This window comes from Thalassococcus lentus (genome assembly GCF_028023555.1).
In the GTDB taxonomy this organism is placed as follows: domain Bacteria; phylum Pseudomonadota; class Alphaproteobacteria; order Rhodobacterales; family Rhodobacteraceae; genus Thalassococcus_A; species Thalassococcus_A lentus.
The window spans coordinates 60,659-73,155 of record NZ_JAQIOY010000007.1 but is presented as its reverse complement, the minus strand read 5'-3'; the positions used below and the strand labels follow the sequence as shown (position 1 = coordinate 73,155).

The window sequence follows — 12,497 nt, the reverse complement described above, 5'->3', positions numbered from 1 at the left end:
GCATTGTTTTGTGGAATCGATAGATTGATGCCGTTCCACACTTACGCATACCGAATTGGCCGCGATGCTGCGCTCTTGAATGAAGACGAGTGGGACCAGATCGCCCCGTTGCTGGATGCGCGCATCGTCAAGATCCAAAAGTATCGTGAACAGACAGGCGTGTCGATCGCCGAAGCCAGGCAATATGAACCATACGGTCAGGAAGCGATGAAGCGATATTTTGAATTGACTGGCATCGAACTTGAGCATCCAGAAGAACTCTATGGATTGAAAAAATCTGAGTATGGATCACTCTGTCCAGGCTGTTCCAAGCCCTTCAGAACGCCACGTGCGAAAATATGCGCCTGCTGCGGATACAGGCTTCGTTCTGGTCAGGTCGCAGGAACTTTGGGAGATGAAGCATGAGCCCGCGTGAAGTCCGACTCTCGACGACGCCCAGCCCCGAAGCCATCGCTGATCTGCGTTTGGGCGATGTCGTCTATCTGGACGGGCTGATGTATACGGCGCGCGAAGGCGTCTATATGCGCGCGTTGGAGGACAAGGCCAACATCCCAATGGAATTGCCCAGCCAATCAGCGGCGAATTTTCATTGCTCACCGGCTGCGCGGATCAACCCGGATGGCTCTTTCGACATGGGTGCCGTGACGGCGACTGCCTCTTTCCGCTTTGCCAAGTGGCTGCCGGAATGGATGGCCAAGACAGGGGCCAAGCTGATCGTGGGCAAGGGTGGCATGTCGTCAAAGGACTACCGCGAATATTTTGTGCCCAATGGCGCGGTATACCTGTCCACCGTTGGCTATGGCACCGGGGCGCTTCTGGGACGTGGAGTGGAAAGCGTCGAGGCCGTGCATTGGAACGAGGAACTGGGCCTTGCTCAGGCCATGTGGGTGCTCAAATGCAATAGAATGGGGCCATTCATTGTTGCATCAGATCTGAATGGCGATTGCCTGTTTGAACGCGAAAACGCAAAGATCGCTGAGAATGTCGCTCGGGTTTATGAAGGCACCAAACCCGCTGTGCTGAAACGCTATGGAGAAAGCGACGACCGCACGGACGAGGTGATTTGAATGGGCCGCACGCGCGAGATTTTCACAGCATATCCCGGCAAGCCTGAAACGCAGGATGGGCTCTATTCAGAAGACGAAACCCGTCTGGCAAATCGCAACAGCGGCCTTTTGCTTGAGACGTTGCGCCATGACATTACTCCGACAGGCGCGCATTACCTTTTGATACACTTCGATATCCCACACCTTGATGCGCAGCGTCATCAGCTGGAGTTCGGGGCAGGTTTCGACGCGCCATATAGCCTGTCGATGGATGACATCCGCGCGCTGCCTGCGGTCACCATGCCTGTTACATTGGAATGTGCGGGCAACGGGCGCGCGCGTGTGTCGCCGCGCAGTCACTCAATGCCCTGGGGCGTTGAGGCGGTGGGAACCTCGGAATGGACGGGCACGCCCCTTGCGCCGTTGATCGAGCGGGCCAGACCCGCAGAAGGCACCGTAGACTTTTCCTTTACCGGCGCAGACGTTGGTTTTGACAAAGGCGAAAAGCACCCCTTCGGACGAAGCCTGACACCGCAGGAACTGGCCGAATTGGATGTGCTGTTGGTCTACGAAATGAACGGTCAGCCGCTTTTGCCGCAACATGGCGCGCCGCTCCGGATCGTCGTGCCCGGCTGGTACGGGATGGCCTCTGTCAAATGGTTGACGCGGATCGAGGCGCTGACCGAGCGCTACACGGGGTTCCAGCAGGTTCAAACCTACCGCTACCGCGATCATGCGGATGATCCGGGACGTCCGGTGACTGCGATCCGGGTCAAATCGTTGATGGTTCCGCCGGGTGTGCCAGATTGGGGATCACGGCTGCGGTTCATCGAGCCGGGTGCCACCCGCGTGCAGGGGCGCGCTTGGTCCGGCGGCGGCGTTCCGATTGTGCGTGTCGAATTCGGCGTGGACGGTCAATGGCAGGATGCCGAATTGATCGCCCCGGTGGGACAATACGCGTGGACGGGATGGCACGTGGATTGGCAGGCCTCGCCGGGCGAGCACGTTTTGCAGTGCCGGGCCACGGACGCAGCGGGGCATGTACAACCGCTGCAGCCGCCATGGGACGCGTCGGGTTTTGGCAACAACATGGTACATGAGGTCGGCGTTTTCGTCGGATCGGCATGAGGGGTGCCGATGCGCTGGTGCGCGCGCTGCGTGATGGTGGGTGTGATGTCATCTTTGCGCTGAGCGGCAATCAGATCATGCCAATTTTTGACGCCTGCATCGATGCGGGCATTCGGCTGGTCCACACCCGGCACGAAGCAGCGGCTGTCTATATGGCGGAAAGCTATGCGCAATTGACGGGTCGGACTGGCGTTGCGCTTGTGACCGCAGGCGGCGGGCTTGGGAACGCTGTGGGGGCCTTGATCGCCGCGCGCGCGTCGGACACGCCGGTCTTGCTGCTGAGCGGAGACAGTCCGGTTGATCGCGACGGATGTGGCGCGTTTCAGGAGATGGACCAGACCGGCATGAGTGCCGGGCAAACCAAACAATCGCGTCGGGTATTGCGATCCGATGATCTGTCTCGGGCTGTTGCCGACGCGATGCAATTGGCACATTCAGGACGCCCCGGACCTGTGCATCTGGCGCTACCCGCTGATGTGTTGGTGAACGAAACCGCGGCTGTTGTTTCGGTGGGCAATGGTGCGGCACAGGACGTTCCGATGCCCGATCTTTCGCGGTTGTCCGCTGCCGCGCGGCCATTGGTTTTGTTGGGGCCCAGCCTGACAGAAACACGGGCGCCGGGATTGCGCCACGCACTACAGGACCGGCTTCAAGCACCCGTCATAGCGATGGAGAGTCCGCGCGGTTTGAATGATCCGGCGCTTGGCCGGTTGAAGCAGGTCGCACAGCAAGCGGATCACGTTGTCTGCATCGGGAAATGCGTGGATTTCACGCTGTCGTTTGGCGCGGTCGAGGCATGGCCAGCCGCTGCGTTCTGGGATCTGGTGTTGGGGGATCAGGCGGATCTGGAAAGCGCGCAGACCAACCTAAAGTCCCGACTGGGCGGCGCAGTGTTGGGGGATGCTCACAGCGTCGCACAGCGGCTGGTGCAGGCTGCCACGCCTCAACCCAATCGAGAGGGTTGGATCAAGACCGTCAGCGATCTGACCGCAGAGCGCGCGCCGCGCGGATCGGCGCCGGGGATTTTGCCGATCGATATTTGCAACGCGGTGCAAGCGGTTCTCAGGACCGCATCGCAGCCTGTCCTGATTTGCGATGGGGGTGAATTTGGCCAATGGGCGCAATCGGGCACACAGGCAGCGCGGCGGGTCATCAATGGTGTGTCCGGGATGATTGGCGGGGGCGTCGGCTATGCCATGGGCGCCAAGGCCGCAGATCCAGAAGCAACGGTCATAGCCATGATGGGTGACGGAACTGTCGGCTTCCATCTGGCCGAATTTGAAACGGCCGTTCGCGAAAACCTGCCTTTCATTGCGGTCGTGGGAAATGATCAGCGCTGGAACGCCGAGCATTTGATCCAGATGCGATCATTTGGGCCAGACCGGTTGATCGGCTGCGATCTGGGGGCGGCCCGGTATGATCTTGCCGTAGTCGGGTTAGGTGGATTTGGCGTTCATGTGACCGAACGGAACCAGTTGGCAGCGGCCTTGCACGCAGCCGTGAATAGCGGCCTGCCGGCCTGCGTGAATGTTCAGATGCAGGGCATGGCCGCGCCCGTTTTCGAGACCTAGGCAATCACGATGCACCGGTTTCAGACGGGATCGAGAACGCCCATGATGGCCGCGTAAAGTTCGTCCAGAGCGCGGGTCTTTACCTGATCTTCGCGGTGTACCAATCCCAAAGTCCGGACCGGTGCATCGGGGCCCAGCCCGATGGCCCTGACTTCGGCACCGGCTTGGGGCGGTACAGCCAGTCTAGGCACAATTGATACGCCAAGGTTGGCCTGCACCATGCTCGAGATGGCTTCGAGGCTGTCCAGTTCCATGGTCTCGTCAACGCGCAGCCGCTTGGACAAGATCCATTCGTCAATCAATCCACCGACAACTTCGCTGCGGTTGAACCGAATGAACGGACGTGTGCTCAGCAATTCAACGGGATCGTTATCCGGCTCTTCCAGCGCTGTGATCAGTTGCATCGGCTCATGGGTGATTTCGCGAAAAACCAGCCCGACAGGCATCAGGTGCGGCTTGCTGACAATGGCTGCATCCAGATTGCCGCGCTCAATATCGGCGAGCAATGAAACGGTCAGCCCGGGCCGCAGGTGCAGTCCGATTTGTGGGTACTTGGTCTTGAGCGCTGCAACCGCCTTGGGCGTCAGGCCTGTCAGGGTGGTGCGCAGAACGCCCAGGGTAACAACGCCTGTCAAACCCCCGTCGCCCAACACCGATGGTACGAGGTTGTCATAGTCCGCAATTAGCGTGCGGGCCTTGTCGACGATCAGGCGTCCTATCGGTGTCAGTTCCGGTGTGCGGCTGCTGCGATCGAACAACGCGACTCCCAAATCCGCCTCGAGCGTTTGCATCTGTTGGCTGACTGCCGCGTGGGTCACATGCACAATCTGCGCGGCGGCGCTGAATGTTTTGGCGTCTGCGACTGCGACGAGAGTCCGCAACAATCGGATTGTCATGCCTTGCTTCCATTTGTGTAAGTTCGCCTGACAGTAAGGTGCTCATTACCTTGAAATTGTCAATGCGGGCTTTCGCTATTGCAATCAGTCAAACGACATCTCTACAGCAAAAAGGGCCGGATAAACCGGCCCTTCTTCAACACGTCGGGGGTATTTTATTGGCTTGCTTCGCCGCCGCCCAGCCCGTGCACATATGTGGCTACAGCGCGAACTTCGGCTTCGGACAATCGATCCTGCCAGGATGGCATCACGCCGTAGCGGGAATAGCTGACCGTTTCTAGCAGCGCATCATAGCTGCCACCATAGAGCCAGATCGCGTCTGCCAGGTTCGGCGCGCCTTGGTAGATGTCACCGGTGCCGTCTTCTCCGTGGCAAGAGGCACAGTTGTATTCAAAAACCTCGGCCCCGGCGGCTGCCAAGCTGGCATCCTGCGGTTCCCCGGACAAGGACATGACGTGATTGACGACCTGTGTGATTTCTTCATCGGTCAGCAACTCGTCAGCGCCAAAGGCCGGCATTTCCGAATAGCGCGCATCGGGATCATTTTCGTTGCGGATACCGTGGGCGATCGTGGCATGAATGTCCTCGATTGTTCCGCCCCAAAGCCAGTCGTCATCCAACAGGTTGGGATACCCCTTGGCACCGGCAGCGCCTGACCCGTGGCATTGCGCACACCATGTGCGGAATACGGCGGCGCCTGCATTCTTGGCATAGCCCAAGAGCTCGGGGTTGGCGGCGATCGCGGTCAGTTCGGCTGAAGCAAGTTCGGTGTTGATGGCCGCGTTGGCCTGATCGACTGCAGCGATGTCCTGAGCAACTTCGCTACGGGTCGAGTATCCGAGCACACCAGGCGATGCACCTGAAATACCGGGCCATGCCGGATAGGCAATCGTGTAGCCAATGCCCCAAACGATGCAGAGGTAGAAGGTATACAGCCACCATCGGGGAAGGGGCTTGTTGTACTCCTTGATCCCGTCCCACTGATGACCTGTGGTTTCGAAATCGAGATCGTCGTCTTTTTTGGCACTCATCTCCCGGCCTCCTCATTTGCGGCGGGTTTGTCTTCGTAGCGAAACGGAATATCGGCGGTTTCGCGGTGGATCTCGTTTGATCCGGGGCGCAGCGCCCAGATCACGATCCCCATGAAGAAAGCGAACATTGCCAGCAGGGCCCAACTGTCCGCGAGCTGTCGAAGGAATGTGTATTCTTCCATTGCTTGTCCTCCTTTAGCGGCTTGCGTCAGGCGTGAAGGTGGAGAAATCCACCAAGGTGCCCAGCATTTGCAGATAGGCGATCAGCGCGTCGGCTTCGGACACACCCGGTGCGCCATCGAAGTTGCGGATGTTCACCTTGTCGCCATACCGTTCGAGCAACCCGTCATAGTCGGCATCCGGATCGGCCTGCGCGGCAAAGTCTGCCTTGGCCTGCTCGATCATATCGGACGTGTAGGGCACACCGACCAGCGCGTTGGTCGCCATGAGATCCCCGATGTATTTGCCATCGATCAGCTTTGCTTCGAGATAGCCGTACTTGGGCATCACCGATTCCGGGACAACGGCTTGTGGGTCACGTAGGTGATCCACATGCCATTCGTCGGAATAGCGGCCGCCAACACGGGCCAGATCTGGCCCTGTCCGCTTGGAGCCCCACTGGAACGGGTGATCGTATTTGGATTCCGCAGCCAGCGAGTAGTGCCCATAGCGTTCCACTTCGTCACGCATGGGGCGGATCATCTGGCTGTGGCAGACGTAGCAGCCTTCACGCAGATAGATTTCCCGCCCTGCCATCTCCAGTGGGGTGTAGGGGCGCATGCCCTCTACATCCTCAATGGTGTTGTCGAGATAGAACAGAGGGACGATCTGGACGATCCCGCCGACGGTTACTGCGAGGAACGCAAATACGGCCAGCAGCGTTACGTTTTTTTCCAGAAGCTTGTGCTTGTCGAGAATTGCCATTGTCCGGTCCTCCTTATTCGGCCGGTGTGGCATGGGCTGCGGCAGTGTCTGCCTGAACGGCAGGGGCACGACGCGCAGTCATCCACAGATTGTAGCACATGATGATGGCACCAGCGAGGAACATGACCCCACCCAGACCGCGCACCACATACATCGGGAACTTGGCAGCGACGGTGTCGGCAAAACTGTTCACCAGGAAGCCGTTGGCATCCACTTCACGCCACATCAGGCCTTCCATGATACCAGTCACCCACATGGAGGCGGCGTAGAAGACGATACCGATGGTGGCGAGCCAGAAGTGCCAGCTGACAAGGCTGAGCGAGTACAGCCGTTCACGGTTCCACAGTTTGGGCACCAGATAGTAGAGCGCGCCAAATGTGATCATGCCGTTCCAGCCAAGCGCGCCGGAATGAACGTGACCGATGGTCCAGTCAGTATAGTGGCTCAGCGAGTTGACCGCGCGGATCGACATCATCGGACCTTCGAAGGTGGACATGCCGTAGAAGCCGACCGAGATCACCATCATTCGGATCACGGGATCGGTGCGCAGTTTGTCCCAAGCGCCCGAAAGCGTCATCAGACCGTTGATCATGCCGCCCCAGCTTGGCATCCAGAGCACCACCGAGAACACCATGCCAAGGGTCGAAGCCCAGTCAGGCAAGGCGGTGTAGTGCAGATGGTGCGGGCCGGCCCAGATGTAGATGAAGATCAGCGCCCAGAAGTGAATGATCGACAGTTTGTAGCTGAAAACCGGACGTTCGGCCTGTTTTGGAATGAAGTAGTACATCATCCCGAGGAACCCGGCGGTCAGGAAAAAGCCCACCGCGTTGTGGCCATACCACCACTGGACCATGGCGTCCTGAACTCCGCTGAAGACCTGAACAGACTTGGAGCCCCAGATAGAAACCGGAATGGCAAGGTTGTTGAACACATGCAGCATCGCCACGGTGATGATGAAGCTGAGAAAGAACCAGTTTGCCACGTAAATGTGGGGTTCCTTGCGCTTGACGATGGTGCCGACGAAAACCGCCAGATAGACCAGCCAGACGATGGTCAGCCAGAGGTCAACGTACCATTCGGGTTCAGCGTATTCCTTGGCGTGTGTTGACCCGAGCAGATAGCCAGTGGCCGCCAGAACGATCACCAACTGATAGCCCCAGAACACAAACCACGCGGCGTTGCCGCCCCATAGCCGTGCTGCAGAGGTGCGCTGCACCACATAGAAGGACGTGGCAATCAACGCGTTGCCGCCAAAGGCAAAGATGACCGCAGAGGTGTGCAGCGGACGCAGGCGTCCAAAGTTCATATAGCCTTGGGCCCAGTCAAAATTCAGAGCCGGGAAAGCCAGCTGAAAGGCAATGAAAGTGCCAACCAGAAAGCCGACAACGCCCCAGAAGGCTGTGGCGATGACACCGTAGCGCACGACGTCGTCCATATATTCGTTTTGCGGGACCGGTCTGACCGGTTCGTCTGTTTGGCGCAGGACCCACAGGAACATGCCAGCCGATACGGCCAGCACGATGATCGCATGGATCATGTAAGCCAGATCGCGCGCGAAATTGATTGCAAGCATCGAAAAGATCACAATCAAGCCGAGCACGATGAGCTTGATATAATTCAACATTTTTCGTCCCTTCGTCGTTCCCACACGAATCTTTTGGCGCGCGGGCGGTTTTAGACTGGCCCCTTATTGCCCGGCCCGAACAAAGCTGACCTTGATCTGCATCAATGGATTTGGGGACTTGGCTTGACGGGCATCAAGGAAGGTGCCGGACGCCGCGCTTAGCCTGAGACCAGAGAGACAAAGGGAGCCTCTGACATGAGCTATAAAACCGTGTTGAGTGTTGTTACCGATCAAGCGTTGGCCGAGTCTGCTGTTCAGCAGGCGGCAGATCTGGCCCGGGGATACGATGCCCATCTGGATGTTATGTGTCTGGGCGTGGATCGTACCCAAACCGGCTATTACTATGCGGGTGCGAACGCGATGGTGCTTCAGGAAACGTTGAATCGCGCGCAGGCAGAAGGGCAGGCGCTGGAAGCGCAGGTTCGAGCACTGCTGGGAAAGTCAGAGTGTCGGTGGTCCGCTGAAAGTGGCGTTGCACAACTGGCTGATATTGGTCGCCATGTGGCATTGCATGCGCGGTTTTCCGATCTGGTCGTTCTGCCGAAACCTTATGGGGCGGAGCGCGGTTTGGAACTGGAGCCGATTGTCGAGGGCGCCTTGTTCGAAGGGCGTGCACCGGTGATGATCCTGGCAGACAACCGTCCAGCGACCGCCAAACCAAAACGGATTGTAATCGGATGGAACGAAAGCGCCGAGGCCCTCAGTGCCGTACGCGCAGCCATGCCGTTGCTGGTCGAAGCTGAGATGGTTCATCTGGCCGTTATTGACCCGCCCACACATGGCCCCAACCGGTCTGATCCCGGGGGGTTGCTGGCGCAATATCTGGCGCGGCACGGCGTGCGGGCCGAGATCGACGTGTTGTCCAAGACCCTGCCGCGGGTGTCAGATGTGCTGATGCGTCATGCTGGGGATGTAAACGCGGATCTGGTTGTCATGGGCGCCTATGGCCATTCGCGGTTTCGCGAAGCGATCTTGGGTGGGGCAACCCGGAACATGCTCGAAAGGGCCGAAATCCCGGTCTTGATGTCCCATTAGACATTACGGGACGGTGGTCGCCGCTCGCGGGCAAGCCCGCATCGCCCCGCCCGCCGTCCCGCAATCCTATACCGGCGGTCAGTCGCGGCTTTGCTGAGGAACAGTGATCTGGCCCCGCGCAATTGCGACGGCGCTGCCCGCTATACGAATGTCGGTCAAAGCGCCTTGTGCGCAACTGGCGGTCAATGTGATGTGTGAGGCCCGGCCCATTTGCAGACCCTGGCGCAGCCGCAGTTTCTGCGTCCCATCCTTAAGAACCCCGCTGTCCAGCAGCTGCGCGGCCAACAGCGCAGAGGCCGAACCTGTGGCCGGATCCTCTGGAATACCTGCGGTGGGCGAGAACATGCGTGCCTCGTAGTCCGCAACGCTTGTGTGCTGGCAATCTGTGTAAAGGTATGCGCTGTCCACGGCGGCTGTGCCCATGATTTCCGACCAGGCTGGTTCATGGGGCTTTGCCTGTTCGAGGGCGTCGCTGTCGCGCAGTGGCACAAAAAGGAACGCTGGGCCACCTTGCCAGACAGCGGGTCGGTGCCCGGGCATGCCAATCGCTTCGGCTGAAAGACCCAGCGCCGCTGCGATGCGATCGTTGTCGGGTGTCTGGCCAAGGTCAGGTGCATGCGGCAGCACGGGCGCTTTGAATTCTGCGCGTATGGCGCGACCCGTCCGCACCACGTTCACGGGGACGAGCCCGGCCTCTTCCTCGAGCGTGATCAGCGCCTCGAAATCGCCCTCGGGATTTGCCGCGCTGGCAAGGTGGATCGCGCATCCGATGGTGGGGTGGCCAGCAAAAGGGATTTCAGCGGTTGGGAAGAAAATCCTGACCCGTGCGGTATGGCCGGCATCTTGCGGGGCCATGACGAAAATCGTTTCAGACAAGTTGAATTCGCGCGCGATGGTTTGCATTTGCGCGGTGCTCAGAGTGTCTGCACCCAGCACCACGGCCAGTGGATTGCCCAGAAACGGCTGATCCGTGAACACATCAAGTGTGACAAATTCCAAAGGCTCGGTCATGCAATTGCGTCCATCCCGGATCGGTTCAGACAAGCATTCCGCCGTCGCTGTCGTCTCCGGCTTCTTCGAGAAGCAGGTCCATGTCAGGCACGGTCACGTGGCGCTTGCCCTCAAGTTCAATGACGCCATCGCGTTTGAGCGCGGAAATCTGGCGGCTGACCGTTTCCAGCGTCAGGCCCAGATAATCGGCCATCGCCTCGCGGGTGAGTGGCAGATCAAAGACGATCCGCCCTGTTGCCATGCTCATGTTGATCGAGGCATCGCGGCGGGCAAAAATCGACAGAAGCGATGCAATTTTCTCGCGCGCGGTCTTGCGACCCAGAACCAGCATCCATTCGCGTGCCGCATCCAATTCGTCCAGCGTCATCTGCAACAATCGCTGGGCAATGTTTGGTGTGCTCACCATCAGGGATTCAAACGGCTTCTTGCGAAAACAGCACATCACCAGATCAGTGGTCGCCACAACATCATAAGGCGCAGTGTCCCGGCCCGGCCGCCCCACAAAGTCTGAAGGCAGCAGAAGACCCACCATCTGGGTGCGCCCATCTTCCATCGTTTGCGTCAGCGTGGCAATTCCGGAGACAACAGAGCCGACGAAATCCATGCGATCGCCGGACCAGATCACGTTCTGGCCTGCTTCGAATTTGCGGTAATACTTGATGTCCTCCAGTTGCTGGAGCTCATCATTTTCGCATCTGGCACAGACGGCGCGGTGTCTGATCGGGCAATCTGCACATTCCTGAGAAACGGCAAGCCCTCTATCGGCTGGCATTCGGATATTCCTTGTTGATCTGGGTCAAGGTTGGCTTTCTCCTCGCAGACTAAGTGTATTGGCATGAGTGAAAGAACACAACTCGCGCGCCTCGGTCTTTTCGATGCCAAAGTGCCGCGCTACACCTCTTATCCCACGGCCCCGCAATTTGACGGGAGCGTTGGACCGAGTGAATTCACGGACTGGATTGAGGCGCTTCCACACAATGGAGAAGTGTCGCTCTATCTGCATATTCCCTTTTGTCGCAGGCTGTGCTGGTTCTGTGCATGCCGGACGCAGGGGACGGCCACCGCTGCGCCGGTTGAAGCCTATGTCGCGGTGCTCAAAACCGAACTGGCCATGTTGAAGGCGCGCCTGCCGCAAGGCACGCGGCTGTCGCGGCTGCATTGGGGCGGCGGAACACCGACGCTGTTGACGCCCGACATGATGCGCGGGCTGATCGATGCGGTTCACGACACGGCCCCCTTTAAGGATGGCGCGGAGTTTTCGGTCGAGATCGATCCGAATGAAATAGATGCCGAGCGTCTGGATGTGCTGGCGGCGGGTGGCATGAATCGCGCGTCCATTGGCGTTCAGGACTTTGATCCCGAAATTCAGGAGACCATCGGACGCCCTCAAGGGTTTGATGTCACGCGGCAGGCTGTTGAGATGATCCGTGACCGCGGCGTCCAAAGTCTGAACGCCGACATCCTGTTTGGACTGCCGTTTCAGACCCGGGCCCGCATCACCGATACGGTTCAGAAATTGCTGAGCTTTGGGCCCGATCGGGTGGCGCTTTATGGCTATGCCCATGTGCCTTGGATGGCGAAACGACAGCAGCTGATCCCGTCGGATGTTTTGCCGACACCGGAAGAACGGCTGGCGTTGTTCGATACCGCCCGGCGGCTGTTTTTGTGGGATGGCTATGAGGAAATCGGCATCGACCATTTTGCCCGTCCTGATGATGGATTGGCGATCGCGCGAAAAACAGGGGGATTGCGCCGCAATTTCCAAGGCTACACCGATGATACGGCAACGGCGTTGATTGGGCTCGGGGCCTCGTCCATTTCGAAGTTTCCGCAAGGCTATGCACAGAATGCTCCGGCCACCTCGGCGTATGCGGGGGCCATTCGGGATGGTCGGTTCTCGACCAGTCGCGGACACCGATTCAAGGGCGAAGATCAGATGCGTGCGCGCATGATCGAGGCAATCATGTGTGACTTCCGCATTGATGCGCAGGAGATCACCGAGGGTTTTGCGATTTCCCGCAAAGCCCTGTTCAAATTGTTCGAAACGGTCAACGCGCAGTTCGAAGGCATGCTGACAATCACGGAAGACGGGTTGTTCATACCGACACAAGCGCGGGCTTTGACGCGTATGATTGCCCGCAGTTTCGATGCTTATGATCTGAGCAAGGCGGGCCATTCGAGCGCGATTTGAGGAACGGGCCGACGGCGTCGGCGGATGATGCTCGCCCTTT

13 protein-coding genes are annotated in these 12,497 nt (G+C 58.8%); 6 read left to right on the top strand and 7 right to left on the bottom strand.

The features are described from left to right. Positions 1 to 27: 27 nt before the first annotated feature. Genes PFY00_RS15380 through PFY00_RS15365 form a run of 4 tightly spaced genes read left to right on the top strand, consistent with a single transcriptional unit; the run spans position 28 to position 3,745 of the window. Complete coding sequence (locus PFY00_RS15380; RefSeq protein WP_271433471.1) at positions 28 to 405, top strand: hypothetical protein; 378 nt, start codon at positions 28 to 30, stop codon at positions 403 to 405. Next, the gene (locus tag PFY00_RS15375) at positions 402 to 1,067 is read left to right on the top strand and encodes a fumarate hydratase C-terminal domain-containing protein (RefSeq protein ID WP_271433470.1); all 666 of its coding nucleotides are present in this window, start codon (positions 402 to 404) and stop codon (positions 1,065 to 1,067) included. Before PFY00_RS15380 ends, PFY00_RS15375 begins: the two co-directional genes overlap by 4 nt. Next, positions 1,068 to 2,174 (top strand): molybdopterin-dependent oxidoreductase, encoded by a 1,107-nt coding sequence (locus tag PFY00_RS15370; protein WP_271433469.1) that lies wholly within the window; start codon positions 1,068 to 1,070, stop codon positions 2,172 to 2,174. Next, on the top strand, positions 2,171 to 3,745 hold the full coding sequence (locus PFY00_RS15365; protein WP_271433468.1) for a thiamine pyrophosphate-binding protein: 1,575 nt from the start codon (positions 2,171 to 2,173) through the stop codon (positions 3,743 to 3,745). Before PFY00_RS15370 ends, PFY00_RS15365 begins: the two co-directional genes overlap by 4 nt. A gap of 20 nt (positions 3,746 to 3,765) precedes the next feature. Here PFY00_RS15365 and PFY00_RS15360 read toward each other — a convergent pair whose 3' ends face one another. The 5 genes from PFY00_RS15360 to ccoN all read right to left on the bottom strand — a co-directional run bounded on the left by PFY00_RS15360 (position 3,766) and on the right by ccoN (position 8,220). Then, positions 3,766 to 4,641, bottom strand: a complete 876-nt coding sequence (locus PFY00_RS15360; RefSeq protein WP_271433467.1) for a LysR family transcriptional regulator — start codon at positions 4,639 to 4,641, stop codon at positions 3,766 to 3,768. Between the two features lie 155 nt (positions 4,642 to 4,796). Next, a complete protein-coding gene (gene ccoP / locus PFY00_RS15355; protein ID WP_271433466.1) occupies positions 4,797 to 5,672 on the bottom strand; it encodes a cytochrome-c oxidase, cbb3-type subunit III in 876 nt (291 codons plus the stop codon). Beyond that, complete coding sequence (locus PFY00_RS15350; RefSeq protein WP_271433465.1) at positions 5,669 to 5,854, bottom strand: cbb3-type cytochrome oxidase subunit 3; 186 nt, start codon at positions 5,852 to 5,854, stop codon at positions 5,669 to 5,671. Before PFY00_RS15350 ends, ccoP begins: the two co-directional genes overlap by 4 nt. Before the next feature lie 13 nt (positions 5,855 to 5,867). Beyond that, positions 5,868 to 6,596, bottom strand: coding sequence for a cytochrome-c oxidase, cbb3-type subunit II (gene ccoO / locus PFY00_RS15345; RefSeq protein WP_271433464.1), 729 nt, complete (start codon positions 6,594 to 6,596; stop codon positions 5,868 to 5,870). A 13-nt stretch (positions 6,597 to 6,609) separates the two neighbouring features. Further along, positions 6,610 to 8,220: a cytochrome-c oxidase, cbb3-type subunit I gene (gene ccoN, locus PFY00_RS15340; RefSeq protein ID WP_271433463.1), complete on the bottom strand. Its 1,611-nt coding sequence runs from the start codon at positions 8,218 to 8,220 to the stop codon at positions 6,610 to 6,612. 195 nt (positions 8,221 to 8,415) lie between these two features. On the opposite strand from ccoN, the gene PFY00_RS15335 reads away from it, so the two are divergent. Next, the gene (locus PFY00_RS15335) at positions 8,416 to 9,255 is read left to right on the top strand and encodes a universal stress protein (protein WP_271433462.1); all 840 of its coding nucleotides are present in this window, start codon (positions 8,416 to 8,418) and stop codon (positions 9,253 to 9,255) included. Positions 9,256 to 9,333: 78 nt separating this feature from the next. Here the strand turns inward: PFY00_RS15335 and PFY00_RS15330 are convergent, their stop codons facing one another. Then, positions 9,334 to 10,266, bottom strand: coding sequence for a PhzF family phenazine biosynthesis protein (locus tag PFY00_RS15330; RefSeq protein ID WP_271433461.1), 933 nt, complete (start codon positions 10,264 to 10,266; stop codon positions 9,334 to 9,336). 25 nt (positions 10,267 to 10,291) lie between these two features. After that, the gene (gene fnrL, locus PFY00_RS15325; RefSeq protein ID WP_271433460.1) at positions 10,292 to 11,038 is read right to left on the bottom strand and encodes a transcriptional regulator FnrL; all 747 of its coding nucleotides are present in this window, start codon (positions 11,036 to 11,038) and stop codon (positions 10,292 to 10,294) included. A gap of 63 nt (positions 11,039 to 11,101) precedes the next feature. Between fnrL and hemN the strand changes: the two genes are divergently transcribed. Continuing rightward, positions 11,102 to 12,457 (top strand): oxygen-independent coproporphyrinogen III oxidase, encoded by a 1,356-nt coding sequence (gene hemN / locus PFY00_RS15320; RefSeq protein WP_271433459.1) that lies wholly within the window; start codon positions 11,102 to 11,104, stop codon positions 12,455 to 12,457. Positions 12,458 to 12,497 lie beyond the last annotated feature (40 nt).

Bases quoted from the DNA above. Each gene is read 5' to 3' on its own strand.
- PFY00_RS15380 (WP_271433471.1), top strand. From the start codon at position 28: ATGCCGTTCCACACTTACGCATACCGAATTGGCCGCGATGCTGCGCTC.
- PFY00_RS15375 (WP_271433470.1), top strand. From the start codon at position 402: ATGAGCCCGCGTGAAGTCCGACTCTCGACGACGCCCAGCCCCGAAGCC.
- PFY00_RS15370 (WP_271433469.1), top strand. From the start codon at position 1,068: ATGGGCCGCACGCGCGAGATTTTCACAGCATATCCCGGCAAGCCTGAA.
- PFY00_RS15365 (WP_271433468.1), top strand. From the start codon at position 2,171: ATGAGGGGTGCCGATGCGCTGGTGCGCGCGCTGCGTGATGGTGGGTGT.
- PFY00_RS15360 (WP_271433467.1), bottom strand. From the start codon at position 4,641: ATGACAATCCGATTGTTGCGGACTCTCGTCGCAGTCGCAGACGCCAAA.
- ccoP (WP_271433466.1), bottom strand. From the start codon at position 5,672: ATGAGTGCCAAAAAAGACGACGATCTCGATTTCGAAACCACAGGTCAT.
- PFY00_RS15350 (WP_271433465.1), bottom strand. From the start codon at position 5,854: ATGGAAGAATACACATTCCTTCGACAGCTCGCGGACAGTTGGGCCCTG.
- ccoO (WP_271433464.1), bottom strand. From the start codon at position 6,596: ATGGCAATTCTCGACAAGCACAAGCTTCTGGAAAAAAACGTAACGCTG.
- ccoN (WP_271433463.1), bottom strand. From the start codon at position 8,220: ATGTTGAATTATATCAAGCTCATCGTGCTCGGCTTGATTGTGATCTTT.
- PFY00_RS15335 (WP_271433462.1), top strand. From the start codon at position 8,416: ATGAGCTATAAAACCGTGTTGAGTGTTGTTACCGATCAAGCGTTGGCC.
- PFY00_RS15330 (WP_271433461.1), bottom strand. From the start codon at position 10,266: ATGACCGAGCCTTTGGAATTTGTCACACTTGATGTGTTCACGGATCAG.
- fnrL (WP_271433460.1), bottom strand. From the start codon at position 11,038: ATGCCAGCCGATAGAGGGCTTGCCGTTTCTCAGGAATGTGCAGATTGC.
- hemN (WP_271433459.1), top strand. From the start codon at position 11,102: ATGAGTGAAAGAACACAACTCGCGCGCCTCGGTCTTTTCGATGCCAAA.